Source organism: Actinomadura rudentiformis (assembly GCF_008923185.1).
GTDB classification, from domain to species: Bacteria; Actinomycetota; Actinomycetes; order Streptosporangiales; family Streptosporangiaceae; genus Spirillospora; species Spirillospora rudentiformis.
Map to the genome: position 1 here is coordinate 318,743 of NZ_WBMT01000007.1, position 24,063 is coordinate 342,805.

The 24,063-nt window shown below is 68.0% G+C and carries 26 protein-coding genes and 1 pseudogene; 14 read left to right on the forward strand and 13 right to left on the reverse strand.

All coding sequences use genetic code 11. The features are described 5' to 3' along the window. Position 1: 1 nt before the first annotated feature. The 3 genes from F8566_RS17115 (at position 2) to F8566_RS17125 (ending at position 3,638) form a co-directional block, all read left to right on the forward strand. A complete protein-coding gene (locus F8566_RS17115; protein ID WP_151561230.1) occupies positions 2-448 on the forward strand; it encodes a heat shock protein transcriptional repressor HspR in 447 nt (148 codons plus the stop codon). A 49-nt stretch (positions 449-497) separates the two neighbouring features. Continuing rightward, complete coding sequence (gene clpB / locus F8566_RS17120) at positions 498-3,101, forward strand: ATP-dependent chaperone ClpB (RefSeq protein ID WP_151561231.1); 2,604 nt, start codon at positions 498-500, stop codon at positions 3,099-3,101. 345 nt (positions 3,102-3,446) lie between these two features. Next, on the forward strand, positions 3,447-3,638 hold the full coding sequence (locus F8566_RS17125; protein WP_151561232.1) for a hypothetical protein: 192 nt from the start codon (positions 3,447-3,449) through the stop codon (positions 3,636-3,638). Between the two features lie 101 nt (positions 3,639-3,739). On the opposite strand, the gene F8566_RS17130 is transcribed toward F8566_RS17125, so the two are convergent. Both F8566_RS17130 and F8566_RS17135 read right to left on the reverse strand, forming a co-directional pair. Continuing rightward, on the reverse strand, positions 3,740-3,922 hold the full coding sequence (locus F8566_RS17130) for a hypothetical protein (RefSeq protein WP_151561233.1): 183 nt from the start codon (positions 3,920-3,922) through the stop codon (positions 3,740-3,742). A gap of 141 nt (positions 3,923-4,063) precedes the next feature. Then, a complete protein-coding gene (locus tag F8566_RS17135; protein ID WP_192809707.1) occupies positions 4,064-5,068 on the reverse strand; it encodes a right-handed parallel beta-helix repeat-containing protein in 1,005 nt (334 codons plus the stop codon). A gap of 174 nt (positions 5,069-5,242) precedes the next feature. Here F8566_RS17135 and F8566_RS49860 point away from each other — a divergent pair, with 174 nt between their 5' ends. The 4 genes from F8566_RS49860 (at position 5,243) to F8566_RS17150 (ending at position 7,483) form a co-directional block, all read left to right on the forward strand. Further along, a complete protein-coding gene (locus F8566_RS49860) occupies positions 5,243-5,410 on the forward strand; it encodes a hypothetical protein (RefSeq protein ID WP_192809708.1) in 168 nt (55 codons plus the stop codon). 128 nt (positions 5,411-5,538) lie between these two features. Beyond that, positions 5,539-5,739 carry a DUF397 domain-containing protein gene (locus tag F8566_RS17140; RefSeq protein WP_151561235.1) on the forward strand — a complete coding sequence of 67 codons (201 nt, stop codon included), beginning with the start codon at positions 5,539-5,541 and terminating at the stop codon, positions 5,737-5,739. A 106-nt stretch (positions 5,740-5,845) separates the two neighbouring features. Beyond that, the gene (locus F8566_RS17145) at positions 5,846-6,652 is read left to right on the forward strand and encodes an SDR family NAD(P)-dependent oxidoreductase (protein ID WP_151561236.1); all 807 of its coding nucleotides are present in this window, start codon (positions 5,846-5,848) and stop codon (positions 6,650-6,652) included. A gap of 186 nt (positions 6,653-6,838) precedes the next feature. Further along, on the forward strand, positions 6,839-7,483 hold the full coding sequence (locus tag F8566_RS17150; RefSeq protein WP_151561237.1) for a hypothetical protein: 645 nt from the start codon (positions 6,839-6,841) through the stop codon (positions 7,481-7,483). Here F8566_RS17150 and F8566_RS49865 read toward each other — a convergent pair. After that, entirely contained in the window at positions 7,478-9,490 is a 2,013-nt protein-coding gene (locus F8566_RS49865) for an ATP-binding protein (RefSeq protein WP_192809721.1), read from the reverse strand. The two genes, F8566_RS17150 and F8566_RS49865, sit on opposite strands and share 6 nt — an antisense overlap. Positions 9,491-10,630: 1,140 nt before the next feature. Next, positions 10,631-11,299 (reverse strand): annotated as a pseudogene (locus F8566_RS17155) (AfsR/SARP family transcriptional regulator); the annotation flags it as partial. Positions 11,300-11,395: 96 nt separating this feature from the next. On the opposite strand from F8566_RS17155, the gene F8566_RS17160 reads away from it, so the two are divergent. Beyond that, positions 11,396-12,397, forward strand: a complete 1,002-nt coding sequence (locus F8566_RS17160; protein WP_151561238.1) for an NADP-dependent oxidoreductase — start codon at positions 11,396-11,398, stop codon at positions 12,395-12,397. 12 nt (positions 12,398-12,409) lie between these two features. Further along, positions 12,410-12,985 carry an NAD(P)H oxidoreductase gene (locus tag F8566_RS17165; protein ID WP_151561239.1) on the forward strand — a complete coding sequence of 192 codons (576 nt, stop codon included), beginning with the start codon at positions 12,410-12,412 and terminating at the stop codon, positions 12,983-12,985. 41 nt (positions 12,986-13,026) lie between these two features. Here the strand turns inward: F8566_RS17165 and F8566_RS17170 are convergent, their stop codons facing one another. Beyond that, positions 13,027-13,413 carry a nuclear transport factor 2 family protein gene (locus F8566_RS17170; RefSeq protein WP_225993258.1) on the reverse strand — a complete coding sequence of 129 codons (387 nt, stop codon included), beginning with the start codon at positions 13,411-13,413 and terminating at the stop codon, positions 13,027-13,029. A gap of 85 nt (positions 13,414-13,498) precedes the next feature. On the opposite strand from F8566_RS17170, the gene F8566_RS17175 reads away from it, so the two are divergent. Together F8566_RS17175 and F8566_RS17180 are read left to right on the forward strand one after the other, a co-directional pair. Then, positions 13,499-14,572: an RNA ligase (ATP) gene (locus tag F8566_RS17175; RefSeq protein ID WP_151561240.1), complete on the forward strand. Its 1,074-nt coding sequence runs from the start codon at positions 13,499-13,501 to the stop codon at positions 14,570-14,572. Positions 14,573-14,582: 10 nt separating this feature from the next. Beyond that, the gene (locus F8566_RS17180; protein WP_151561241.1) at positions 14,583-15,962 is read left to right on the forward strand and encodes a hypothetical protein; all 1,380 of its coding nucleotides are present in this window, start codon (positions 14,583-14,585) and stop codon (positions 15,960-15,962) included. Here the strand turns inward: F8566_RS17180 and F8566_RS49870 are convergent. The 4 genes from F8566_RS49870 to F8566_RS17195 all read right to left on the reverse strand — a co-directional run bounded on the left by F8566_RS49870 (position 15,955) and on the right by F8566_RS17195 (position 17,736). Further along, the gene (locus tag F8566_RS49870; protein WP_192809709.1) at positions 15,955-16,095 is read right to left on the reverse strand and encodes a hypothetical protein; all 141 of its coding nucleotides are present in this window, start codon (positions 16,093-16,095) and stop codon (positions 15,955-15,957) included. The genes F8566_RS17180 and F8566_RS49870 overlap by 8 nt on opposite strands. Before the next feature lie 161 nt (positions 16,096-16,256). After that, positions 16,257-16,493 carry a hypothetical protein gene (locus F8566_RS17185; protein WP_151561242.1) on the reverse strand — a complete coding sequence of 79 codons (237 nt, stop codon included), beginning with the start codon at positions 16,491-16,493 and terminating at the stop codon, positions 16,257-16,259. Positions 16,494-16,530: 37 nt separating this feature from the next. Beyond that, positions 16,531-17,385: a hypothetical protein gene (locus tag F8566_RS17190; protein WP_225993274.1), complete on the reverse strand. Its 855-nt coding sequence runs from the start codon at positions 17,383-17,385 to the stop codon at positions 16,531-16,533. A gap of 63 nt (positions 17,386-17,448) precedes the next feature. Continuing rightward, positions 17,449-17,736, reverse strand: a complete 288-nt coding sequence (locus F8566_RS17195) for an ATP-binding protein (protein WP_151561243.1) — start codon at positions 17,734-17,736, stop codon at positions 17,449-17,451. Between the two features lie 59 nt (positions 17,737-17,795). Here F8566_RS17195 and F8566_RS17200 point away from each other — a divergent pair, with 59 nt between their 5' ends. Next, positions 17,796-18,677 (forward strand): helix-turn-helix domain-containing protein, encoded by an 882-nt coding sequence (locus F8566_RS17200; RefSeq protein WP_151561244.1) that lies wholly within the window; start codon positions 17,796-17,798, stop codon positions 18,675-18,677. Next, positions 18,668-18,856 carry a DUF397 domain-containing protein gene (locus F8566_RS17205; protein WP_151561245.1) on the forward strand — a complete coding sequence of 63 codons (189 nt, stop codon included), beginning with the start codon at positions 18,668-18,670 and terminating at the stop codon, positions 18,854-18,856. Before F8566_RS17200 ends, F8566_RS17205 begins: the two co-directional genes overlap by 10 nt. On the opposite strand, the gene F8566_RS17210 is transcribed toward F8566_RS17205, so the two are convergent. Genes F8566_RS17210 through F8566_RS17225 form a run of 4 tightly spaced genes read right to left on the reverse strand, consistent with a single transcriptional unit; the run spans position 18,853 to position 20,750 of the window. Next, a complete protein-coding gene (locus tag F8566_RS17210; protein ID WP_151561246.1) occupies positions 18,853-19,350 on the reverse strand; it encodes a hypothetical protein in 498 nt (165 codons plus the stop codon). The two genes, F8566_RS17205 and F8566_RS17210, sit on opposite strands and share 4 nt — an antisense overlap. Positions 19,351-19,367: 17 nt before the next feature. Beyond that, positions 19,368-19,937 (reverse strand): hypothetical protein, encoded by a 570-nt coding sequence (locus F8566_RS17215; RefSeq protein WP_151561247.1) that lies wholly within the window; start codon positions 19,935-19,937, stop codon positions 19,368-19,370. Further along, on the reverse strand, positions 19,930-20,424 hold the full coding sequence (locus F8566_RS17220; protein ID WP_151561248.1) for a WXG100-like domain-containing protein: 495 nt from the start codon (positions 20,422-20,424) through the stop codon (positions 19,930-19,932). Before F8566_RS17220 ends, F8566_RS17215 begins: the two co-directional genes overlap by 8 nt. After that, complete coding sequence (locus F8566_RS17225; protein WP_151561249.1) at positions 20,424-20,750, reverse strand: WXG100 family type VII secretion target; 327 nt, start codon at positions 20,748-20,750, stop codon at positions 20,424-20,426. The genes F8566_RS17220 and F8566_RS17225 overlap by 1 nt, the downstream gene beginning before the upstream one ends. A gap of 119 nt (positions 20,751-20,869) precedes the next feature. Between F8566_RS17225 and F8566_RS17230 the strand changes: the two genes are divergently transcribed. Then, positions 20,870-24,022 carry a DUF4132 domain-containing protein gene (locus F8566_RS17230; RefSeq protein WP_151561250.1) on the forward strand — a complete coding sequence of 1,051 codons (3,153 nt, stop codon included), beginning with the start codon at positions 20,870-20,872 and terminating at the stop codon, positions 24,020-24,022. Positions 24,023-24,063 lie beyond the last annotated feature (41 nt).

The window sequence follows — 24,063 nt, forward strand, 5'->3', positions numbered from 1 at the left end:
CATGGACCCGTTCGGCGACGACACCCCGGTCTATGTGATCTCGGTGGCGGCGCAGCTGTCCGGCCTCCATCCGCAGACGCTACGGACCTACGACCGGCTCGGCCTGGTCTCTCCCGGCCGCACCGCGGGTCGCGGCCGCCGCTACTCGATGCGCGACATCGTGCAGTTGCGGGAGATCCAGCGGCTCTCCCAGGAGGAGGGCATCAACCTCTCCGGCATCAAGCACATCCTCGAGCTGCAGCGCGACAACATCCATCTCCGCGAGGAGCTGGCCAAGGCGCACGCGGCGCTCGAGGACCTCGCCAACGAGCTCGAGTCGACCCGGGCCGTGGCGGCGCGGCTGGCGCAGCAGCGCCGGCGCGGCGACGTCGCCGAGTCTCCGGGCACCGACCTCGTGCCGATCCGCCACACGGGCGTCGTGATCTGGCACGAACGCCACTCCGACTGACGGCGCCACTCTGACTGACCATCACAGATCACGGGGCGAACGAAGAAACATGGACAACAAGCTGACATTGAAGAGCCGCGAAGCGCTGACGGTGGCGCTCCGCCAGGCCGCGGGCGAGGGCAACCCGCAGGTCGAGCCCCTGCATCTGCTCGCGGCTCTGCTGACCGTTCCGGAGGGCACCACGGTGCCGCTGCTGAAGACCGTCGGCGCCGACCCACAGGCGGTGCGCCGCCGGGCGGAGGAGCAGCTCGCCCAGCTGCCCAAGGCCTCCGGCTCCACCGTTCCCGAGCCACGGCTCTCCGGCCAGCTCCAGCGGGTCATCAACACCGCGCAGCACCGCGCCGAGGAGCTGGAGGACGAGTACGTCTCGACCGAGCATCTTCTGGTCGGCCTGGCCGCCGACGGAGGCCCGGCGGCCGTGCTGCTCAAGGAGTTCGGCGCGACCCCGCAGGCGCTCCTCGACGCGTTCAAGGACGTGCGCGGCAGCGCCAAGGTGACGAGCGAGAGCCCGGAGGACACCTACAAGGCGCTGGAGAAGTACGGCGTCGACCTGACCTCGGCGGCCCGCGACGGCAAGCTCGACCCGGTCATCGGCCGTGACACCGAGATCCGCCGCGTCGTTCAGGTGCTGTCCCGCCGGACGAAGAACAACCCAGTCCTCATCGGCGAGCCCGGCGTCGGCAAGACCGCCGTCGTGGAGGGCCTCGCCCAGCGCATCGTCGCCGGCGACGTGCCCGAGTCGCTGCGCAACAAGCGGCTGGTCGCACTCGACCTCGGCGCGATGGTCGCGGGCGCCAAGTACCGCGGCGAGTTCGAGGAACGCCTCAAGGCCGTGCTCACCGAGATCAAGGAGAGCGACGGCCAGGTCGTCACGTTCATCGACGAGCTGCACACGGTCGTCGGCGCGGGCGCGGCCGAGGGCGCGATGGACGCGGGCAACATGCTCAAGCCGATGCTGGCCCGCGGCGAGCTGCGCATGATCGGTGCGACCACGCTCGACGAGTACCGCGAGCGGATCGAGAAGGACCCGGCGCTGGAGCGCCGCTTCCAGCAGGTCTTCGTGGGCGAGCCGTCGGTCGAGGACACGATCGCGATCCTGCGCGGGCTCAAGGGCCGGTACGAGGCGCACCACAAGGTGCAGATCTCCGACGCCGCGCTCGTCGCCGCGGCGACCCTCTCCGACCGCTACATCACCGCGCGGTTCCTGCCGGACAAGGCGATCGACCTCGTGGACGAGTCGGCGTCCCGGCTCCGCATGGAGATCGACTCGCGGCCGGTGGAGATCGACGAGCTGCAGCGCGCCGTCGACCGGCTCAGGATGGAGGAGCTGACGCTCGCCAAGGAGACCGACGAGGCGTCCAAGCAGCGCCTTGACCGGCTCCGCAAGGACCTCGCCGACCGCCAGGAGCAGCTCAACGCGCTCAACGCCCGGTGGGAGCACGAGAAGGCCGGGCTCAACCGGGTCGGTGAGATCAAGGAGCGCATCGACCAGCTGCGCGGCGAGGCCGAGCGCGCCCAGCGCGACGGCGACCTGGAGACCTCCGCGCGCCTGTCGTACGGGGAGATCCCGGCGCTGGAGAAGCAGCTGGCCGAGGCGTCCGAGCAGGCCGAGACCGACAAGGCCGACGCGATGGTCAAGGAGGAGGTCGGCCCCGACGACATCGCCGACGTGGTCGCCTCCTGGACCGGCATCCCGGCGGGACGCCTGCTGGAGGGCGAGACCGCCAAGCTGCTCCGCATGGAGGACGAGCTCGGCAAGCGCCTCATCGGGCAGCGCGCCGCGGTGAAGACGGTCTCGGACGCGGTGCGCCGCGCCCGCGCGGGCATCTCCGACCCGGACCGCCCCACCGGCTCGTTCCTCTTCCTCGGCCCGACCGGCGTCGGCAAGACCGAGCTGGCCAAGGCCCTGGCGGAGTTCCTGTTCGACGACGAACGGGCCATCACGCGCATCGACATGAGCGAGTACTCCGAGAAGCACTCGGTGGCCCGCCTCGTCGGCGCCCCTCCCGGCTATGTCGGCTACGAGGAGGGCGGCCAGCTCACCGAGGCCGTCCGGCGGCGCCCCTACTCGGCCGTCCTGCTGGACGAGGTGGAGAAGGCGCATCCCGAGGTCTTCGACATCCTGCTCCAGGTGCTGGACGACGGGCGGCTCACCGACGGGCAGGGCCGCACGGTCGACTTCCGCAACACGATCCTGATCCTGACGTCCAACATCGGGTCTCAGTTCCTGGTGGACCCGACGCTGGAGAACGGGGCCAAGCGTGACGCCGTCATGAACGCGGTGCGCAGCTCGTTCAAGCCGGAGTTCCTCAACCGGCTCGACGACGTGATCCTGTTCGACGCGCTGACGACCGACGAGCTGACCCGGATCGTGGATCTGCAGGTCGATCGCCTGGCCGCGCGCCTGGCCGACCGGCAGCTCGAACTGGAGGTCACCGACGCGGCCCGCGAGTGGCTGGCGCTGACCGGCTACGACCCGCTGTACGGGGCGCGCCCGCTGCGCCGTCTCGTGCAGACCGCGATCGGCGACGAGCTCGCCCGGGAGATGCTGGCGGGCGAGGTGCGCGATGGTGACCGGGTGGTCGTGGATCTCGACGAGGCCGCCGACACCCTCACCGTCAACCCTGCCAAGGGCCTGTCCCTGGCCAAGTGAATAAACCGAAAGGCCGCCGCTCCTGTGCTGAGGGTGGCGGCCTTTGCCTGCCCGCAAACTGTTCAAAATGGGGGTTGACGGGTGGGCGACTCCTTTATACAGTCTCCCGCATGGAGTCCTGATTCTCACGGTTGAGCCCAGTCGCCGCCCTCGTGCGGCCCGCTCCCCACGCATCGCTCCCGGCATGTCAGCCCTGGTTCCCTACGTTCGCAGCAGGCACATTCACGTGTCCGCAGCCGACGTGACCTCGTCCTGAACGCTCCGGCGAGCATTCCTCATTCATTTACCGGTCCGCCATGACCGCTTTTTGGCGACCGTTCACAAGTGTGCTCGGAGGTTTGTCTTATGCGTACCCAAAATCAGGATCTCGCCAATATCCTTGCCGCCAAGAACCTGAGCGACAACGGCAAGAAGAAAAGCAAGAAGAAGCAGCAGCGCAACCTCGACCCCAAGACCGCCGCGGCCTTCGCGCGTGGCGGAGCGGGACGCCGGAACGCCCGGCAACTGCCCACGCGGCAGCTCAACCGGGGTCGCTGAGACGACGAACGGGCCCTGGTTCCCAGGAACCAGGGCCCGCTCACGCCCTGCGCATACCCAAGGCGCAACGCCCCGCGCACAGTCGAGACGCGTCGGCTCCTTTACGGCGTCGTGTGCTGTTCGCCGCCCGGGGCGGCGATCCCCTCGAACGGGCTCGCCGGGTGCGGGACGACCGATGCGACCGCGCCCAGCCCGATCAGGAGCGCGGCCACGGCCAGGCGCCGGCGCAGCCTGCCCTGGCCACCCGCCGCTGTCCTGACGGCTTGCACGTCGTGTCGGTTCATCGCCCGTCCCTTCGAAGATCGTCCTGCATCGAAACTACGGAACGGGCACGGACCTCACTATGCGTTCAGCTCCCCAACTCAAGGTAGGGCTAGCCCCACCATGACCTAGGTACGCGTACTCAGGCGCCGACACCCCAGATCTCAACGAGGGGCAGGCCCGTCCTTCACCGAACCGCTGCAACCCGAGGCTGACTTGACGTGCGGGATCGTCTTGGACGAGCCCCCAGGGCGCTTGTAGCCCGAGCGGCCACTGTTGCGGTAGGCGTAGTTGTGCTTGGCGCATCGGCGGTCGCGGGAGAACCACCAGTACGTGACCATCCCGTTCGAGCCCGCGTTCCGGAAGCTGTTTCCCGAGGCGTACACGTAGCTGCTGCCATCGCTCATGCGGATCGGGTCGCCCGAGATCGTGTGGAACGTGTTGTCCTTGACGATGTTGTACGCCCTCTTGCTGCCGGAGCTGCCCACGGCGAAGTAGACGCCGTGCATGTTGCCGTACTTGTCGATGATCTCCCATTGGCCGTCCGGCCGACGCTTCCTGTAGCGCTGCGAGTTCTCCAGCCGCAGGAACGTGTTGCCTGTGACCTTCGCCGACCGGACGTTCTTGAGGTGGACCGCGCCGTAGCCGTTCCTGCCACGGTTCTTCTTCCGCTTGGTGCCGAGGTCGCTGAACGTGGTCTTCTTGACCACGATGCCGCTGAGCGCTCCGCTGCCGCTGGCGAGCACGCCGCCATGCGTGTAGTTCTTGATCTTGCAGCCCTCGACGCTGGACTTCGAGGTCCGCAAGGTGATCGCATAGCCCGAGGCGCCCTTGCCGTCCAGGGTCGCGTTCTTGCACTTCACCGCGAGGCTGGTGGCGGGCAGTTCAGCGCCCGGGTCGATCGAGCCTGAGTAGACGCCCGGGGCGAGCACCATCGTCGCCTTGGACGCCCCCGCGCCCCTCGCTTTCAGCACCCGCACCGCGTCGGCGAGCGTCCGGACGGCGCGGTCCGCGGCGAGACCGGCGCCCGCGGCCGAGGCGGTCGCGGCGCCGGACGGGTTCACGTACACCGTGATCTCGGTCCGCGCGGACGCGGCGGAGGGTACGCCGAGAACGGTGCCGATGGCTGTCGCGCAAGCGAGTGAGGCGGTGACGAGTGTGCGCATCATGCTCCTCTGCAGGAGATTGATCATCTGGGCGGTCCACATTGTTCACCACCGACCGGATCGCGGGGGTGTATCTGGCTACACCCCGGTTTCGGGAGCCTGCTCGCTCGTTCCGCCGATCCACGTTCAGCAGAGTGGACCACGTTCCCGACAGACCCCGACCCACGGAGGAACCCCGTGAAAGCCCTGCTCTGGATCGTGCTCGTCGCCGGCCTCGCCACCAACGCCTTCTTCAGCCTCACCGACGACGGAGCGCTCAAGATCGCGGTGAACGTCACGACGGGTCTGCTCGCGCTATCCGCGATCGCGGGCCTGGTGATGCTCCGCAAGCGAAGCCGCTTGTAGCCGGAGCCCGCCGAGCCCGGAAAAACTCCGGTCCGATCGCCCTGCCCCCGGCATGTCTCTCGCCAGAAAGGCATGTAACGTACTGCGTACATTTGTTCATGGCGCGAGTGACAAACGGTGAGGAATTAATGGACCTGACCGGCGCTGTCTGGCGTAAGAGCAGCTACAGCGGCCCCAACGGCGGTAACTGCGTGGAAGTAGCCCGGCTCCACGGTCTGGTGGCGTTCCGGGACTCCAAGAACGGCCCTGACGGGCCGGTTCTCACTCTCGCCGACGAAGAGTGGCGCACACTGCTGCGGGCCATTCACCGCTCCCGGAAGATTCTCTGATTGAAACTGCAACCACTCTGGATCCAGTGGGGTTCGGCTAATTGAGAGCTCATTAAGAGCTCTCTCCCGTCCACGGGGACGGGACCGTACCTCGCAAGGTGGGAATATGGACCTGCAGCTTTCCGGTCGTGTCGCAATCGTCACCGGTGCGTCCAAGGGGATGGGTCTGGCCATCACCCGCACCCTTCTGGAGGAGGGCGCCCGCGTCGTCGCCGCCTCCCGCAAGAGCAGCCCCGAACTCGACGCGCTGGCCGGGCCTGGCCTGGTCCACGTCGCGGTGGACCTCATGGACCCGGACGCGCCGGGCCGGTTGGTCGAACGGGCGGTGGAGGAGTTCGGCGGGCTGGACATCCTGGTCAACAACGCGGGCGGCCCGCCGCCCGGGGTGTCCCTGCCGCGTTTCGGCTTCCTGACGCCGAATGACGACGACTGGCGGCAGATGTTCGAGTTCAACCTCTTCGCCGTCGTACGCGCGGTCCGCGCCGCCATCCCGGCGATGCTGGAGCGCGGCGGAGGCTCGATCGTGAACATCTCCTCGACCTCCGCCCGGCAACCCGGCACGATGAACTACGACTACACCGCCGCCAAAGCGGGTCTGAACACCCTCACCAAGGGACTGTCCCAGGAGTTCGGCCCGCAGGGCATCCGGGTCAACACGGTCTCCCCCGGCCCGGTGCGCACGGCGTGGTGGACCGAGGAGGGCGGCGCGGCCGACATCCTGGCGGGTGCCACCGGCGCCGACCGCGACGCCGTGATGGACACGATCGCGCCCGAGATGATGAACCTCACCACGGGCCGGCTCGTGGACCCGCAGGAGACCGCCGACGTGGTCGCGCTGCTCGCGTCGCCCCGTTCGGCCAGCACGACCGGTGCGGACCTCGTCGTGGACGGCGGATTCCTCAAGGAGCTCTGACGACCTCTTTGCGTGGGTGAACGATGTCTCTTGCCGAGCAGACGGACACAATCGAGCCTGTAACTCGGGAAGAGCCTGCCACTGGCCCGGAGGGCCGGCGTCCTGGTCGCCAGGGCGCACGCCCCCGGGCCGGGGCAGGGCAAACCGCCTTCCGGCCTGGGCCGTCCCGCCCCTAGGGTGTGCGGCGTGCCGAAAAGCAGACTCGCTCCCGAGGCGGTCAAGGTCGAGATCGAGCCCATCCGGCGCGCACGGCGCCGGGAGCTCAGCCGCCGCGCATGGTCGCGGCTGGGCCGGACGGAACTGATCGTCGCGAGCCCCCTCATCCTGCTCGTGGTCCTCGTGGCGATCGCGCTGACGGTCTACCCGCCGCTGTACGCGCTGTACGGCACGGGCGTGCCAGGCTTGGTGAACGAGGCCGGCGACAAGGGTCCGGCGCCGATGGATGAACGCATCGAAGCCTGGGCAATCTGGATCCCCTGGATGGCGATCCTCGGCTTCATCGTCTGGCGGCAGGTCCGTGCCCGCCTGAGCACGCCGTACCTGGCCGTGGATCCCCGCGGAGTGTGGCCTGTCTTCGGCGGGCGCATCGAGAAAGGACTGGAGTGGCCGCAGATCGCGGCGGTCCTCATCGAGGACGCGAAGGTCGAGCTGTTCCCAGTCGACGCCATCAAGGATTCGGGCCAGCCGACCGTCCTGGACTTTTTCGTGGTCAACGCTCCACCGCCCGCGCCAAGACTGCGCGGAAAGCGCTACGTCATCGAGCTACCCGAGGGTGAGCCGGGAGCTCTCCGAGAGGCCGTCAAACGGTTCGGTCCCGGCAAGCTGCTATAGGCCGTCGCTGACGCCCCGTTCGAACTCAGCTCTGTAGGCCTCGTCCCCCAAGGCCTCACGCACCACCCTGGAAATGCGGTCCACATCTCCTCGTTCGGCCTCGGGCAGGGGAGCGCCGACCGACTCGCGGAGAGCGGTCGCCGCCCCCAGCAACCGGGCCGCCATACCTGGCTCTCCGGCAAGCGAACGCGCCCCGGCAAGGCCTTCGAGGGCGAGCGCGACCGCACGCGGGTCGCCGATCTTGCGGGCGGACGCAAGCCCGTCCAGGTGGAAGGCGAGAGCGGCCTCGGCATCACCACGCTGCTCCGCTGCGAAGCCGAGCTCGGCCAGTACGAGCGCCAGCCCGGGCTCCCCGGCCACACCACGGATCCAGCTGATCCACTTACCCAGGTGCGCCTCGACCTGGTCGAACTTGCCCTGCCGCCGCGCGCTCAGCGCGAGGCCGACCTCGGCGAAGTGTTCGGCCACCTTGTTGGACTGCCCCGCGGCCAGCCGCATCGCCCGTCCATGAAGCTCATCAGCCGCAGCGAAGTCGCCACTGAGCAGCGCGATCCGGCCCAGCCCCGAGAGGCGGAACGAGGCGTCGGTCCAGAGTTCGAGCTCCTCGGCCATGCGCAAGCCCTCACGGTGCAACCCGGCGGCGCGCTCGTAGTCACCCGCGATCTCCGCCAGCTCGGCAAGGGTATTGGTCGCCTTCAACCGGCCCCAAGCATCACCGACCTCACGGAAACCCGCCTCGCTCTCCGCAGCGTCAAGGCGCGCCTGCACAAGATCCCCGCGCGCCCTCCCGACGGTGGCCCGCACGCTCAAGGCCGCCGCCACTCCCCAGCGGTCATCCAGCTCCCGGAACTCCTCAAGCGCCACGCCGACCAGCTCGCTCGTACGGTCGAGATCGTTGAAACCGCGCTGCGCGAACCCCATGAACCATCGGGCCCGAGCACGCAGCACCGGATCGTCGATCTGCTCGTACGCCACCTCGCCCCGTTCAGCACCGTCACTGCCCAGCAGCGCGAGGCCCGCCTGCCAGACCAGAGCCTGTGCCCGCGCCGACCCCGACCCGCCGTCGAGCCCGACCGCCCACTCCAGAGACCGCTGCGCCTCGGTCCACCTGCCGCGCAGGTACCAGTACCAGGCCAGCGCGTTGACCAGCCGCAACGCACTCTCCGCGGTCGTCGCGCCCTCGAACGCGGCGCGCAGCTCGGCGGTCTCCCGGTCGAGCCGTTCGAGCCACTCCCGCTGGCCGGGACCGCGCAACTCGGCACGCTCAGCCAGCTCGGTGTAGAACGCGAGATGCCTGCGCCTGGTCTCCTCGTACTCCCCCGCCTCCCGCAGCCGCTCGACGCAGTACGCCTTGACCGATTCGAGCAGCCGATAACGCGGGCCGTCGGCCACAAGGACGAGCGACCGGTCCACCAGCCGCGGCAGCACATCGAGGACGTCCTCGCCGGTCACCTGCTCCGCCGACGCCAGCGTGAAACTGCCCGCATGAACCGCCAGCCGCCGCAGGACGGCCCGGTCCGGCCCGGTCAGCAGCTCCCAGCTCCAGTCGATCATCGCGCGCAACGTCTGCTGGCGCGGCGGGGCACCACGCCGCCCGGACGTCAGCACGCGGAAGCGATCGTCCAGCCGCCCGGCCAGCTCCTGGACACCCAGCGCCCGCACGCGGGTGGCCGCCAGCTCCAAGGCCAGCGGGATCCCGTCCAGCCGCCGGCAGATCGCCGCCACGACCTCCGCGTTGTCCGGCGTCAGCTCGAATCCGGGCGCGACCGCTGTCGCCCTGGCCACGAAGAGCCGTACAGCGCTGGACTCCGCGAGCGGCGGCACGTTCCACAACGTCTCCCCGTCCACCCCGAGCGGCTCCTGGCTCGTGGCCAGAATGTGCAGCTCAGGCGCCGCCCTAAGGAGCGATTCAGCCAAAGCCGCAACTGCCTCGACCACGTGCTCGCAGTTGTCGAGCACCAACAACAACCTGCGGCCACGCAGAGCGCTCTCCAACTGACCGCTCAAGTCCCCAGCCTCGTCATCGCGGATCCCAAGCGCCGTCGCGACAACATCGGCCGGAGTAGTACCGGACGCAGGCTCAAGCCCGGCGAATTCAACGAGCCAAACCCCATCGGAGAACGCATCGAACGCCGCCCTGGCCGCCTCCAAAGCAAGCCGGGTCTTCCCAACACCTCCTGGCCCAGTAAGCGTGACCAACCGCGCTCCGTCCACCAACCCCCGCACCTGCCGCAGCGCATCCTCCCGCCCGACAAGATCAGTCAATGAGGCAGGCAGGTTCCCCCGCACAAACCCGCCCACCCCAGAAGCAGCGGCGCCACCCAAACGTGAACCGCCGCCTGAATCAGACCCGCGCCCCGAGCCGAACGCGCCGTCCGAACGCGGAGCACCATCCGACCCGAACGCGCCACCCAAGCCCGACACGCCTTCATTGCCGAACAAGCCACCTTCGCGCGAAGCACTACTTGAACCAGAAGCGCCGCCCGAACCGGATGAGCCGCCGGAACCAGAACCGCCATCCGAACGCGAAGCGCCGCCGGAACCAGCGGCGCCGCCGAATCCGGACCCACCGCCGGAACCATGAGCACCACCGGCGGGGGAAGCATCGCCAGAACCGAAAGCGCCACCTACATGCGAAGCACCACCAGAGCCAGAACCGCCACCCGAGCGCGAAGCGCCACCTGAGCCAGAGGGGTCGCCAGGACCGAACGTGCCACCCGAACCGGATGAGCCGCCGGAACCATAGCCGCCAGCTGAATGCGAAGCGCCACCTGAGCCAGAGCCGGAGCCGCCACCCGAGTCAGACACGCCGCTGGAGCCATTTTCGCCGCCGAAACCACCAGATCCGCCGCCTGAACCGGAGCCACCACCTGAACCGGGCGCGTCACCCCGTTCAGACACGCCACCAGAGGCGTGGGGATCGCCGGAACCGCTGGGCCTGCCACCTCGACCAGTCGGGGCGCCCGAAGAAGCGGCACTCCCGGAATCGGACGCGGGGTCAGGGTGGGAAGCCTCGACCCAGCCAGACGCGCCGCCTAGGCGAGGCGCGCGGATCGAGTGAAATGAGGTGAGGGCGGGGTCCTGGCGGAGGATCGCGTCGTGGAGGGCGGCGAGCTCGGGGCTTGGATCCAGGCCTAGCTCGTCGGCCAGCCGTTCGCGCAGGTCGGCGTAGCTCGCGAGCGCTTCGTTCTGCCGCCCGGCCTGGTAGAGAGCCCGCAGATGCACGGCGCGCAGACGTTCGCGGAGTGGATGCCGGGCCACCAGGTCGCCCAGCTCGCCGAGCAGCAGGATGTGCTCGCCCAGCTCCAGCCGTACGTCGGCGTGCTCCTCCAGGACGGCGAGCCGTTCCTCCTCCAGACGTGTCGCTGAGGACCGCGCGAACTCCTCATCGGCGAAGTCCGCGTACGCCGGGCCCCGCCACAACGCCAAGGCGTCGGCCAGCAGGCCCGCCCTGGTGCGGAGATCGTCCGTCGCGCCCGCCTGCTCGATGAGCGCGTGGAAGCGGCCTGCATCCACAGCCTGTGGATCCACGGCCAGCAGATAGCCGGGGGCCTGCGAGACCAGCAGTTCCCGTGCACCCGGCTCGGCCGCCTCCAGAGCACGCCGCAACTGCGACACCCGGGTTTGGAGCGTGTTGATCGGATTGCGCGGCAGCCGATCCACCCACAGGTCGTCGATCAACCGGTCGACCGACGCCGGCCTCCCCTCGTGGGCCAGGAGGTCCGCGAGCAGCGCGCGGACCTTCAGCTCGGGGAGGCGAACGGGCCGCCCGTCGTCGGTCCAGGCGGCGAGCGGACCGAGCACCCCGAATCGCATGAACGCAGGTTAACCGCGACCTACAGCGGACCTACAGGGGACCCGAAGCGCGCATCGGCACAGTGAGGACATCGAACACCCCTCCGAAAGGCACTGATGATGATTTCCCGTGAGATCCGCCTTGCGTCCCGTCCCACCGGCGAGCCCGTTCCGGCCAACTTCGAGCTCACCGAGGTCGAAGTCCCACAGCCGGGCGAGGGCCAGATCCTGGTCCGCAACACCTGGATGTCCGTGGATCCCTACATGCGGGGCCGCATGGACGAGGCCGAGTCGTACATCCCGCCGTTCCAGATCGGCGCGCCCCTGGAGGGCAGTGCCATCGGCGAGGTGGTCGCCTCTGGTGACGCGGGCATTCCGGTCGGCGCGACGGTGTCGCATTTCCTCGGCTGGCGCGAGTACGCCCTGGTGAACGCCGCGGAGGCCGTCGTCATCGACACCGGCGTCGCTCGCCCGCAGGACTACCTGGGGGCGCTCGGGACGACCGGGTTGACCGCCTACCTCGCCGTCACCCAGATCGCTCCGGTGAAAGAAGGCGATGTGGTCTTCGTCTCCGGCGCGGCGGGCGCGGTCGGCAGCGTCGCCGGGCAGCTCGCCCGCAAGTTCGGCGCGGCCAAGGTGATCGGCTCGGCGGGCGGCCCCGAGAAGGGCAAGAAGCTGGTCGAGGACTTCGGCTTCGACGCCGCGATCGACTACCGGACCGGCGATCTCCCCGGCCAGCTGGCCGAACACGCACCCGAAGGCATCGACGTCTATGTGGACAACGTCGGCGGCGACCACCTCGAAGCCGCCATCGAGGCGTTCAAGGTCCACGGTCACGCCGCGCTGGTCGGCATGATCAGCGGTTACAACGCCACCGACCCCGTCCCTGGCCCCCGCAACATCTACAGCGCCGTCACCAAGCGCCTGACCCTGCGCGGAGTCCTGGTCAGCGATCACTTCGACCGTTTCCCCGAATACATCGGGCAGGCGGCGGGCTGGCTCGCCGACGGCACGCTGCACACCGAGGAGACCGTGGTCGAGGGGCTGGAGAACGCCCCTGACGCGTTCTTCGGGGTGCTGCGCGGCGCCAACACCGGCAAGATGCTCGTCCGGCTCTGAAGGAGGAGCCCCATGAAGAACGCTCTGCTGGTCGCCGCCCACCCCCGCCGCGACTCCCTCACCGCCCAGATCACCGAACAGACTCGGGACCGGCTGGTCGCGAGCGGCCACACCGTCGATCTGCTCGACCTCCACGCCGAGGGCTTCGACCCGCGGATGACACTGGAGGACGAGCCCGACTGGACCGACCGCGACAAGGTCTACTCCGCCGAGGTCCGCGAGCACATGCGGCGAATCGACGCGGCCGACGTCATCGTGGTGGTCTTCCCGGTCTGGTGGTACGGGCTCCCGGCCATCCTCAAGGGCTGGATCGACCGGGTCTGGAACTACGGCTTCGCCTATGGCCGCAGCAAGGCGCGCCTAGCCGAGAAGCGCATGTTGTGGCTCGGCTTGGCCGGTGAGTCCGAGGAGTCGTACGCCGAACACGGATTGAACGACCTACTGGCTCGCCAACTCCAGGTCGGAATTTCCAACTACTGCGGCATCAAAGACGTCTCGGTGCGTTTCGTCTACGGAACCATCCCCGACGGCAGCACCCCTACCAATCCCCTGACCACCGCCGACATCACCTTTGCCGAGTTCATCTGAAACATCCTGGCGGCGCCCCGCAAGGGGCGCCGCCACACATATCAACTGAAGAAAAGCGTGCCCGAAGGCTCCTGATGGCCCTCAACCACATGCCAGTAGTCACGCACCTCAGCCACAAGGCCATCCGGCGCAAACCGCACGAACGCACACCCCGCCAAGGTGATCGGCCCCTCAGCCAGCACCCGGAACTCCACCACGGCCCGGTCACCATCCACGATCGGCGTCCCGAACCGCACGTCCGACGCGGGCTCCTCCGCGAAGCTCCCCCGCAGATACTCGATCAACGCAGCCCGCCCCACATGCGGCGGCCGGAACGGCATGGACCGATGAACGCAGTCCTCCGCGTACAGCTCGGCGATCGCGTCCACGTCAGACCGAGCCCACGCCGCCTCCCAAACCCTCGCAAACCGTTCCGCAGCCTCACGCATGTCCACCCCGCCAGAAATCACGTTGCCCAAGCCCCCACGGCGTTGGGACTCTGAACAGAGATCATGTTCACGAGGAAGGCCTGCGATGTCCACGCTGCGGGTCACCGCCGAGCGGCTGACCATCCATCCCCACGACAACGCCGACGCGCTGGAACTGGCCCAGGTCGGCCTCTACCGCGCCGTCGTCGCCAAGGGGCAGTACAAGACGGGCGACTGGGCGCTCTACATCCCTGAGGGCTCCCTTCTCCCGGACGCGCTGATCGAGGAGCTGGGGCTCACCGGCAAGCTCGCGGGATCCGCGAAGAACCGCGTCAAGGCCGTGCGCCTGCGCGGTGAGCTCTCGCAGGGCATCGTCTGCCGCCCTTCCCTCGTGAACGGAACCGACCTTGCCGCCGCCCACGCCGAGGATCGTGACTTCGCCACCGACCTGGGTGTCACGAAATGGGTGCCGCCCATCCCCGTGCACATGGCCGGCGAAATGGTCGCCGCCCCTGACCTCGTGCCGTGGATCGACATCGAGGACGTCAAGCGCTACCCCGCCCTGTTCGAGCCGGGCGAACCCGTCGTCGCCACAGAGAAGATCCACGGCACTGCCTGCGCGTTCACCCTCACCCCCACCGACGCCTACGTCTCGTCCAAGGGCTTCAGCGCCAAGCGCCTGGCGATCAAGCACAACCCGTCCAACCTCTACTGGCGGGCGGTCGAGACCCATGGCGTCCCCGAAGCCGCGGCCCGCATCGCGGACCGCCTGAACGTGGAGCGTGTCGCCGTCTTCGGTGAGGTCTTCGGCCAGGGCGTGCAGGACCTGGCGTACGGAGCGAACGGAAAGGGCGAGCGCCCCGGCTACGCGGTCTTCGACGTCGCCGTCTCCACTGACAGCGGCATCCGCTGGCTCAACCCATCCGAGCTCACCGAGATCCTCACCACCGTCGGCCTCCCATCCGTTCCCGTCCTCTACAGCGGCCCGTACGACACCGACACACTCATGGCCCTCGCCAACGGCCGTGAGACCGTCTCGGGCAAGGACGCGCACCTGCGTGAAGGCCTGGTCGTACGAACGGCGACCGATCGCTACAGCCCGATCACGGGCGGCCGGGCGATCGGCAAGTTCGTGTCGCCCGCATACCTCACCCGCAAGGGCGGCACCGAGTACGAGTGAAGGGCAAGCAGTGGTAGCCGGTTTCCACAGCTTCTTCTGGAAGAACTGCGACCTGGACAAGGAGCTGAATCAGGCCGCCGCAGGTATCGCGCTCGACCACTTCCAGTACTCCGGCGCGTTGACCCGCTTCGGCGGCGAGAGCGTGGTCGAACGGTATGGAGCGGAGGTGCGTTCTGTCGCACGCGCCCTTCTCCGGCAGCCGCCCATGCCGAACGGCGCCAACCACGCAAGCACCCTCAACGCGCTGATGAACATCGCCGAGCCGGAGGACGCCGGCCTGATAGCGGACGCACTGGTGGCCTCCACGAACGTCAACGTGCGCGACGCCGCGTGCACGGCGGCCGGCACCGCACTCGCCAGAAGCGACGTGCCAAGCCCTCGACTACTAGCGACACTGGCCACGCTGGCGTTCGACGAGGCTCTCAACATGGAGGATCGGACCAAGGCTCTCTCCAGCGTGGCCGACGCGGACTGCCCCGAAGCGATCCGCCTCTTGATCCAAGCGACCGAGTCTCCCGCACTGGAAATGCAGGTCACAGCCGCAGTGGGGCTCAGCGTGAATGGCCGTCTATCAGCGCACCGGGAGCTGCTCGAACGCCTCGTCGCGACCTGGCCCGAGGACGCTGGCTATCAGGCAACGATGCTCCGCGAAGAGCTCGCCGGTTTCCACAGCACTCATTGGCACGGCCAGGAGCTGGACGACCCTGAGCTGCGCCTGGCCCACCGGGAGTTGATGTTCCCGTCCAGCCTGGATGCCTACCGCCGCGCGTTCCGTGCCCTTCTCGACAGCGACCACCCCATGGCCGTCGGCGTAGCCCTCGACCACCTGGAAAGCTACGAAGGCCTTCGGAAGGTCCTCGACGACGTCGAGGAGTACCTGCCCGAGGCCTTGGCCCGTGCCCGCGACCTGCTCCGGCGATCCACCTCGGTCTCCGCTCACCTGAGCGCTCTCAACCTCATCGGCGCCGACGGCGAAGCCCAGGACGCCGACCTGATCGCAGGCCTACTAGCCGAGACGCCATCCGAAGACGTCCGCCACAAAGCTCTCTGGGTCGCCGACGGCATCCTCCGCCGCCACCCGAATACCCGACTCATCAACATCGTCAGCCGCCTAGCATCTGATCAACGCCACTCCGGAACGGCACTCCGCGTGCTCAGCGGAGCCCTCGGGCCTGAGGCGAACGCAGCCATCGTCCAAGCACTGCACAACGACGACTTCACCGTCCAATTGAATGCAGCCTGGCAACTGTCACACCCCGACCACATCGACGACCACCGCACCCTCCTCGCCGAAGTCATCGACTCCTGGCCACCAGATATGACCGGCCGCTCAGGTTTCCTCGCCAAGCAGATCCGCAAACGCCTACAGGAACCACGCCCAGTCAACTGAAGAGCTCAGCGGTAGCGCGGACCCTGAGCGCCCGCTTGAGCCACTCCTGAAGCTGGTCGATGTCGCAACACGAGGTGATGCGCTCGCGCTCCGCAGCGCTCACCTCCAGGCCACGGGCTTTGAGAACGGTCAACCAGGCTCGTCGCTCACCTCCAGGCCACGGGCATCCAAGACGGCGAACAAACTCCGCCGCATGCCCTCCGCGAGCTGTTCTTTGCCGAACGGACTGCTGACGATCAAGGGCGAGCGCTTCAAGGTCTCCTCCGGAAGGTGTTTGACCGGCGTCGCGCCCAGTCAGCAGAAAAGGTCGGCGGTCTCGACGGTCGTTTTCGCCTGTTCGATCCACTTTCGAAGTTGATCGACGTCACGGCACGAGGTAATACGTTCGCGCTCCGCGGCACTCACCTGCAGGCCGCGGATGTCCAGCAGGGCCAAGAGGGCTTCCGCGGCCACCTCGCAGCCTTCCTCTATGCCACGGCCGTAGTGTTCCTTGGCGAACGGGGTGCTGACGATCCAGGGCGAGCGTTCCATGGTGTGCTCCACAGCGCATTGCAACCGTCGTGGCCGTTCAGGTGAAGACGTCGGCGGTGGCTTCGACCGTGGCCGCCCGCCTCACCCACTCCTGAAGCTGCTCGACGTCAGAGCATGAAGTGATGCGCTCGCGCTCCGCGGCGCTCACCTCCAGGCCACGGGCATTGAGAACGGTCAACAAGGCTCGTCGCTCGCCCTTCACCTCACCTTCCTCAACGCCACGGCCGTAGTGTTCCTTGGCGAACGGGGTGCTGACGATCCAGGGCGAGGACTTCATGATCTCCTCCAGGAGGCGTTTGACCTGCGGCGTAGCCATGTCGTGAGCGTGTTCGTAGTATCGCTCAGCGTGTTTATTGTTCTCCAGCCCTTTGGCGAACGCCTTGACGACCTTTTCGTCAGGGTCGTGCACCGCGATTCCCAGGGTGGCGAGCTCGGGATGTGCCGCCACCTCGCTGGGGTCGGTGAACACTGGGATCTGTGCAGGGCCGAGGACGAGTGGGTGGCATACGTAGCCAGGCAGCTTGGTGTGGATCGGTTCCGCGTAGCGGGTGGCCACGCCCGCCTTGGGGCAGATCACCAGAAGGCTGACTGGGCGCTGCAGCTTCAACCAGAGAGCCGCCGCGTATCGAGGCAACTGATCCCGTTTGCGCGCATCCCAGACCTGCTGGAACTCAACGATGATCGCATGCATCGGGTCCTGCGGTGGGCCGAGCGCGACGACCTTGTCGGCCTGAAGGTCGGACGAGGGGCGGGTATTGAACGTTCGATCCATCAGACGCGCCGGGACACCGAGCGGTAGCTCAACACCTAGGAGGTCGGTGAGAATCTCGGCAGCGAAGGCGGGGCGGTCGTCAAACAACGTCCCCAGCCCATCATGTCGATTGGAGGGCATGTCGCGCAAAGTTAGCATGCGAATACATATAGTGGCGGATTTATTGATCGGTCTGCGAAGCGACTAGCTCGAACCACACGACTTTGCCTGCACCCTCGGCCAGGTGGACGCCGTGGTCGTGCGCGACCATGAGCAGGCCCCATCCGGACTCCCGGAGCTCGCCCACCGTGCGTGCGGTAGATCGCGGCTCGGATCGTGCACCTCCGCCAGCAGGCGTTCTCCGTCCCGGATGAGCGACAGCCCGAGCTCTGTCGCTGGACGTTTGCGGCCGACGTGGACGACACCGTTGGTCACGAGTTCGGACGTCAGCAGCTCGGCGTTGTCCATCGCCGCCGCGTCCGCGTCGTACACGCCGGACTCCCTCTGGATGACTTCCGAGGCTTCCCAGCCTGAACGCGAACGATTACGGTGTGTGCACGGATCATCACAAGACCAACAACCTTGAAGATCACCGCGCGCTCTTGAAGGTCGTTGAACTCCACCCCCGGGAGAAGCCAATGACCGACCCGTACAGCCCGAAGGCCATCTGGGGACGCGAACTCCGCCACTACCGCGAAAGCGCCGGCTACACGCAGTCCCAGCTCGCCGCTCTGATCAACTTCGCCCCCTCGCTCATCAGCGGCATCGAGAACGGTCACGTCCCGGCCGTACCCGAGTTCGCCGAAGCCTGCGACGAGGTCCTCAACACCGGCGGCGCGCTGACGCGCGGCCTCGATTACCGCAAGTCCAAAACGGAGCGCTACCCGCCCTGGTTCGGCGAGTGGCCCATCATCGAGACCAAGTCGACCATGCTGCGCAACTTCGAGCTTGCTGTGATACCCGGGCTCCTGCAAACCCCGGCGTACGCGAGCGCGTTGCTCAATGGAGATGAAGAAGCGGTGGCCGGACGCCTCGAACGCCAGCAGGTTCTCTCACGCGAAGAGCCGCCCCCACCGAAGCTGCGGTGTGTCGTCGATGAGGGCGCCTTGCACCGCCCTGTCGGAGACGCGAAAGTCATGCAGGAACAACTGCTCCACATCACCGAAAGGGCGGTGACATCCGCTCTCATCAGCGTCCAGGTGCTCCCATACGGCGTCCACACTGGACTCCCCGGATCTTTCTGGATCGCCTCTCTTCGAGGCGGTAAGGGGGAGGTAGCGTACGTGGAGACGGCCCTTCGCGGCCTGATCACCCGAACCTTCGAAGACCTCGAACACCTCACAGACGTCTGGGAATCCATCCGGACTGATTCCCTCCCAGAGCGTGACTCCCTTGATCTGATACGAAGGACGGCGGAAGAGAGATGGACCTGACCGACGCTATCTGGCGCAAGAGCAGCCGTAGCAGCTCGAACGGCGGCGCATGCGTCGAGGCGGCACCGTTGCCCGGGGTTGTTGCTGTGCGTGACTCGAAGGACCCCGATGGACCGGCGCTCGCGTTCAGCCATGATGCCTGGCGCGCGTTCACCGGTCGCCTGAAGAGCGACGGCTAGATCAGGCCGAGTCGCTGAAGCGTCTCCTTGTCCCAGGGGAGGATCGACGTGTCGGTGAAGAGGGCCTGATAGACGCGGACTGTGCCCGGGTCGGCGTTGAAGAGGTTGAGGTTTACCGGCTGCTCCATCTCCTCTCGGGTCAGAAGCTTGAGACCCGCGCTGGAGAGCTTGTTGATGAGCCAGCGTTCCTCTTCGAGCAGACCCGGGACCGTCGCGGTGAGGACGGTGTCCCATGACCTGCCGAGGCGGGCGAACGCCGCGTACGGGCCGACGAGGGAGATAGTGAGAACCCAGCGCCGGCCCTCGCGCTCCAGGCCGTACATGAAGCCGTGGTCGTCGTCCGGGTCGGTGTCGTCCTCGACCTGGAAGACCTGGCCGACCTCTTCCATGAGCGGCGCATACGGGCGCGCTTCCAGACCCGACGCGATGAATCCGAAGTGCGGCTCCGAGAGGGAGCCGTAGGCGCTCTCGATGCGTCGCAGGATCTCATCCACTGTGCGGTGTCCTCTTTCTACTTCGGATGCCCGTGGATCATGCCTTCGTTGTTCATGTGGACCTTGACCTTGTGCTGCGGTTGGCCCTGTGGACTGTAGCCCGTGACATGGCCCGGCCCGTAGTCGTAAACGCGCACTTCAGGTCGCCTGGAGTCGGGAGTCCCCTTGTACCACGCCTCGAACGTGTGGGCGTTCGCGAAACTCTCGTCGCCGTTCCACGTCGAGGTGGGCTTGCCCTGTTTCCGCCGGTTGTCGTACTGCGGCGTGCCCTTGATGTGCCCCTTTTGCTGCTGATCGTTGATGCCCCTCGGGTGTTCGTGGGGCGCGCCCCGGGCTCCTGGAGGTGTCCTGGGCCGGGCGCCGCCTCCCGGGGCGCCCTTGCCCGGTTTGAACATGCCCATGCGCAGCGGCCTTGCGATCGGGCTACGCCCGCCCTTCTTTCCGCCGCCGCCTCCTCCGCCTCGGCGGCGCCTAGCGGCCTGCTGGGCCAGGGTGGTCGTGATGGGGAGGGTGTTATGAACGGCACCGGGCAGGAGAAGGGCGGCGGCCAGGAACGCGGCGGGAATTCGCCGTTTGAGGTCAGTCATTGAGCAACGCCTCGATGGCCTGGTCGATCAGCAGGTCGATGACGGCGCCGGCGATCATCTTGAAGATCGGGATCTCGGCGAGGGAGGCGCCGAAGGTGACCGGGGCGGTGGCTATGGCCTGGGCTATCTGGATCGCCAGCATGATCAGCTGGACGATCACCTGGATCTTCAAAGCCAGCACGACGATCGCGGCCACCATCAGCCCGGCCGCGACCATCAGGCAGCCGTTCGCGGCGCCGGCGAGGTTCTGGGTCGCCGACTCCTCACCGGTCCATTCGGTGCGGAAGGCGTCGAAGTCCGTGCCCTTGTTGTCGGTCCAGATCCGCTGCGCCACGGCATCGGCCTCGGCCACCCCCGACTGGAGCGTCGAGCCGAGCCCCATCCACGCGTTGCCGAGCTCGAACAGCTTGGTCTCGTCCGCCTCGGGCCAGGTGTAACCGAGCATCCCGAGAAGGCCGATCAGCTCGCCCGGCAGCTGCATCCCCATCAGAGGAGCTCGTTGATCTTGTTGACGTACAGCTTGTTCGTGTCTTCCATCTGCACGTAGTTGTCGGCGACCACCCCGAGCGTCTCCGCATGGCCGGTGATCTCGTCGAGGTTCGTGGTGAAGCACTCCATGGCGCCCTCGAACACCGCCGCGTGCGCCGTGCCGATGATCATCCCGATGTCGTCCGCCCCCCAGCAGTCCCCGAGCCCGGTCACCTCGCCCTGGAACGACTGCACGGCCTGCGACAACCGGTCGGCGACCGCGCGGAGTTCCGAGGCGGACGAACGCACATGGTCGGGCGAGACCTCAAAGCCGTTCCCTGTCACCGGCAACCTCCACGTCGAGTCGTGTGCCACGGGCGCCCACAGGCCTCAGACGCCGCCCGGACTCCCAAGGTTCAAACGAGAGCGGGGACTGTCGGACACGCGCTTTACGGTGTGGGGGCATGGACGAGGACACCTTGGTCATCCCGCTGGCGTGGCGGCGGCGGTTGCATCCACGGCGCGGCGGGACGCCGGTGGCGGTCACGCTTGACGCCGGGGCCGGGGCGACGTTGCGGTCCAGGATCGAAGATCAGGCCGACGAGATCGAGGAGTTGCTCGGGAACGCGCAGAGCGACCCCGGGCTCGTGGCGGCGGCCCGGCGTTATCTGGCCGGGGAGGACGATCCGCTCGGGGCGGCGGTGGTCGGGCAGATCGTGTTCCGGCGGGCGGACTGGCGGGACGACCCGTACCCCTCGCTGGTGGACGCCTGGTGCGCGGAGCGCGGTGCCGCCTTCGCCGCGGCGGCGGTCACAGGTATCAGCAAGTCCGAGCCCACCTGGCGCTGGATCGAGATGGGGAAGGTCAGCGAGGCGTGGGTGCGCCTCAGGGACCCCGAAGAGGAGTACGGCCATTGGTGGTCGACGCGGAGCGCCATCCGCCGGATCAGAGCCGTTCTCGCCGTCGCGGATGACGCTGAATACGAACGAGCCGTCGCGCGCCTGGCGGAGTGCCGCGACAACTTCCTCCTGCGCATGGTCACCGCCTACATCGTCCCGACTCGGCAGGACTGGGTGAACGAGTCGCTGGCAGAGCTCGGTGTTCTCCGGCACATGTACGACTGGATGTTGTGGTGTTCCGTTGAGTCCGCTGAGCAACTGCCGCCGCTGGGGCCGCTCAGGGGGGCGGCCACGCAGCCCGACCTGCTGACCACGGCCGTCGAGGGCGTCGGCGCCGCCATGGCGCCGATGCTTGCCCATGCCTACGACACCGCCCACAGGGCCGACGGGAGAAAGCACTCCGTTGAGCTTCTCGCGATCCTCCCCAGCGACGAGGCCTTCCAGGCTCTGATCGATCGCGCCGACAAAGACCGTGTGCGGCCGGCCCTGGTCGCAGCGATGAAACGATTCCCCAAGCGGGCGGCACGTCTACTTGCGGCCGCCGCAGCGGGACAGGGCAAGGCCGCCGCGATCGCCGCCGATCTGGTGGCCCCGGAGGCTGTTTCAACGGGAGTCCCTGAGGCGTCGATGGCCGACCTCCCCAGGGTTCTCGCTGATCCACCCTGGAAGCGGGAGCGCCCCGCCCGCGAGCTGGTCGTGATCAAGGATCTGGCCGTGCCGCACTGCGATGCCGTCACATGGATGCCCGAGGAACGCGAGGCGTGGTCGTCGTCGGACACCCCCGCGGAGTACTGGGCCGGACAGATCGCCGAATTCGAGGCGGGCAAGCTGTCGGACTGGGAGGCGACCATCCTGCTCGCCGACGGACCCGAGGCATCGGTACGGCCGCTGTTCAAAGGCTGGAAGCCACAGAACCTCCCCGCCGTGGAATGGCGCGCCAGGCAGCTGGGGGCCCGTTACGAGCTGGATGCCGTGCCACTTCTGATCGACATCGCCGCCCGCAACCCCGGCGGCAACGGCGAGGCTCTGTTGCCGTTCCTGACCATGGAGATCGCCGCCCTGATGGCGGACTGGGCCCTCCGGCTGAAGTCCGCGCGGCACGTCGCGTTCAGCTGGTTCAAACGCCATCGGATCGCTGCCGCGATGGCGCTGATGCCGGCCGCGCTCGGTCCGGCCGGGCGGCAACGGCAGGCCGCGGAGGCCGCTCTCCTCCACATCGCCGGCCGTGAAGGCGACGAGGCGATCGTGGAGGCCGCCCGCGTCCACGGTGAACGAGCCGCAGCCGCCATCGCGGACCTCATGACGACCGATCCCGTCCCGCTCCGCGTGCCGAAGGTCAGCGAGTGGGCCGATCCGGAGCGCCTCCCGCAGGTGCTGCTCAAGGGCCGTGACCGTGCCCTCCCTGCGGCGGCTGCGCGCCATCTGTTGACCATGCTGGCGCTGTCCGCGCCGGACGCACCGTACGCGGGCATCACCGAGGTCCGTGCGGCCTGCGATCCGGGGTCGCTGGCGGCGTTCTCCTGGGCGATCTTCGAACGGTGGCAGCTGGACGGCGCCCCCGCCAAGGACGGCTGGGCCCTCGGGCAGCTCGGCCTGATCGGCGGGGACGAGGCCGCCCGGCGGCTCACCCCGTTGATCAAGGTGTGGCCCGGGCAGAGCCGCCACAAGAACGCTTCGGCCGGTCTCGACGTGCTCGCCGCGATCGGCTCCGACATCGCGCTGACGCACCTGCACGGCATCGCCCAGAAGCTGAAGTTCAAGGGCCTCAAGCGCCAGGCCCAGGAGAAGATCGACCAGATCGCCGCCGATCGCGGTCTCACTCAGGAGGAGCTCGCCGATCGCCTCGTGCCGGATCTCGGCCTCGGCCCGGACGGCAGCCTCGTGCTGGACTACGGGCCGCGCCGCTTCACGGTGGGCTTCGACGAGCAGCTCAAGCCGTACGTTCGCGACGAGGGAGGCAAGCCTCGCCAGACGCTGCCCAAGCCCGGCGCGAAGGACGACCCCGAGCTGGCGCCCGCCGCGTACAAACGGTTCACGGCGCTCAAGAAGGACGTCCGCGCGGTCGCGACCAGCCAGATCCAGCGGCTGGAGACCGCCATGATCGAACGCAGGGAATGGTCCCTTCCGGACTTCCAGCGTCTCCTGGTGGCCCATCCCCTCCTCCGCCACATCGCCCGCCGCCTGGTCTGGCTGGCCGGCGACGGCACCTCCTTCCGGGTCGCCGAGGACGGCACGTTCGCCGACTCCGCCGACGACACCTGCACGCTTCCGTCCACCGCCTCGGTCCGCATCGCCCATCCCCTCGACCTGTCCGGTTCCCTGGCCACCTGGTCGGAGGTGTTCGCCGACTACGAGATCGCCCAGCCGTTCCCGCAGCTCGGCCGTCCCGTCCATGCCCTCACGCCCGCCGAACGCGAGACCGGCCGCCTTGAGCGCTTCGAGAACGTCCCTGTCCCGTTGGGGCGGCTCCTGGCGCTGGAACGGCGAGGTTGGGAGCACGAAATCCCAGCCGACGCGGGCATCGTCGGCAGCATGTCGCGCCACCTGCCCGGCGGGGCCGAAGTGCAGATCGGCTTCGACACCGCGGTCGCCATCGGCCACCGCGACCCCACTCAGGAGGTCACCATCGCCGTCTCGGTCTCCGGCGACCTCGATCCGATCGTCGCCTCCGAACTCCTCGCCGATCTCACCGCGGTGACGGGTCGTCCAGATGCCTGACGCCACGCCGATCGAACGGCCGTCGGGCCCCCTCCAGAAGC

What these genes read in the sequence shown, in the direction of transcription:
- F8566_RS17220 (WP_151561248.1), bottom strand. Translation starts at nt 20,424, where the DNA reads ATGGGGATGCAGCTGCCGGGCGAGCTGATCGGCCTTCTCGGGATGCTC.
- F8566_RS17130 (WP_151561233.1), bottom strand. Translation starts at nt 3,922, where the DNA reads ATGAACCGACACGACGTGCAAGCCGTCAGGACAGCGGCGGGTGGCCAG.
- F8566_RS17205 (WP_151561245.1), top strand. Translation starts at nt 18,668, where the DNA reads ATGGACCTGACCGACGCTATCTGGCGCAAGAGCAGCCGTAGCAGCTCG.
- F8566_RS17170 (WP_225993258.1), bottom strand. Translation starts at nt 13,413, where the DNA reads ATGCGTGAGGCTGCGGAACGGTTTGCGAGGGTTTGGGAGGCGGCGTGG.
- F8566_RS17145 (WP_151561236.1), top strand. Translation starts at nt 5,846, where the DNA reads ATGGACCTGCAGCTTTCCGGTCGTGTCGCAATCGTCACCGGTGCGTCC.
- F8566_RS17230 (WP_151561250.1), top strand. Translation starts at nt 20,870, where the DNA reads ATGGACGAGGACACCTTGGTCATCCCGCTGGCGTGGCGGCGGCGGTTG.
- F8566_RS17185 (WP_151561242.1), bottom strand. Translation starts at nt 16,493, where the DNA reads ATGGAACGCTCGCCCTGGATCGTCAGCACCCCGTTCGCCAAGGAACAC.
- F8566_RS17140 (WP_151561235.1), top strand. Translation starts at nt 5,539, where the DNA reads ATGGACCTGACCGGCGCTGTCTGGCGTAAGAGCAGCTACAGCGGCCCC.
- F8566_RS17165 (WP_151561239.1), top strand. Translation starts at nt 12,410, where the DNA reads ATGAAGAACGCTCTGCTGGTCGCCGCCCACCCCCGCCGCGACTCCCTC.
- F8566_RS17190 (WP_225993274.1), bottom strand. Translation starts at nt 17,385, where the DNA reads ATGCCCTCCAATCGACATGATGGGCTGGGGACGTTGTTTGACGACCGC.
- F8566_RS17215 (WP_151561247.1), bottom strand. Translation starts at nt 19,937, where the DNA reads ATGACTGACCTCAAACGGCGAATTCCCGCCGCGTTCCTGGCCGCCGCC.
- F8566_RS17175 (WP_151561240.1), top strand. Translation starts at nt 13,499, where the DNA reads ATGTCCACGCTGCGGGTCACCGCCGAGCGGCTGACCATCCATCCCCAC.
- clpB (WP_151561231.1), top strand. Translation starts at nt 498, where the DNA reads ATGGACAACAAGCTGACATTGAAGAGCCGCGAAGCGCTGACGGTGGCG.
- F8566_RS17125 (WP_151561232.1), top strand. Translation starts at nt 3,447, where the DNA reads ATGCGTACCCAAAATCAGGATCTCGCCAATATCCTTGCCGCCAAGAAC.
- F8566_RS17115 (WP_151561230.1), top strand. Translation starts at nt 2, where the DNA reads ATGGACCCGTTCGGCGACGACACCCCGGTCTATGTGATCTCGGTGGCG.
- F8566_RS17135 (WP_192809707.1), bottom strand. Translation starts at nt 5,068, where the DNA reads ATGATGCGCACACTCGTCACCGCCTCACTCGCTTGCGCGACAGCCATC.
- F8566_RS17160 (WP_151561238.1), top strand. Translation starts at nt 11,396, where the DNA reads ATGATGATTTCCCGTGAGATCCGCCTTGCGTCCCGTCCCACCGGCGAG.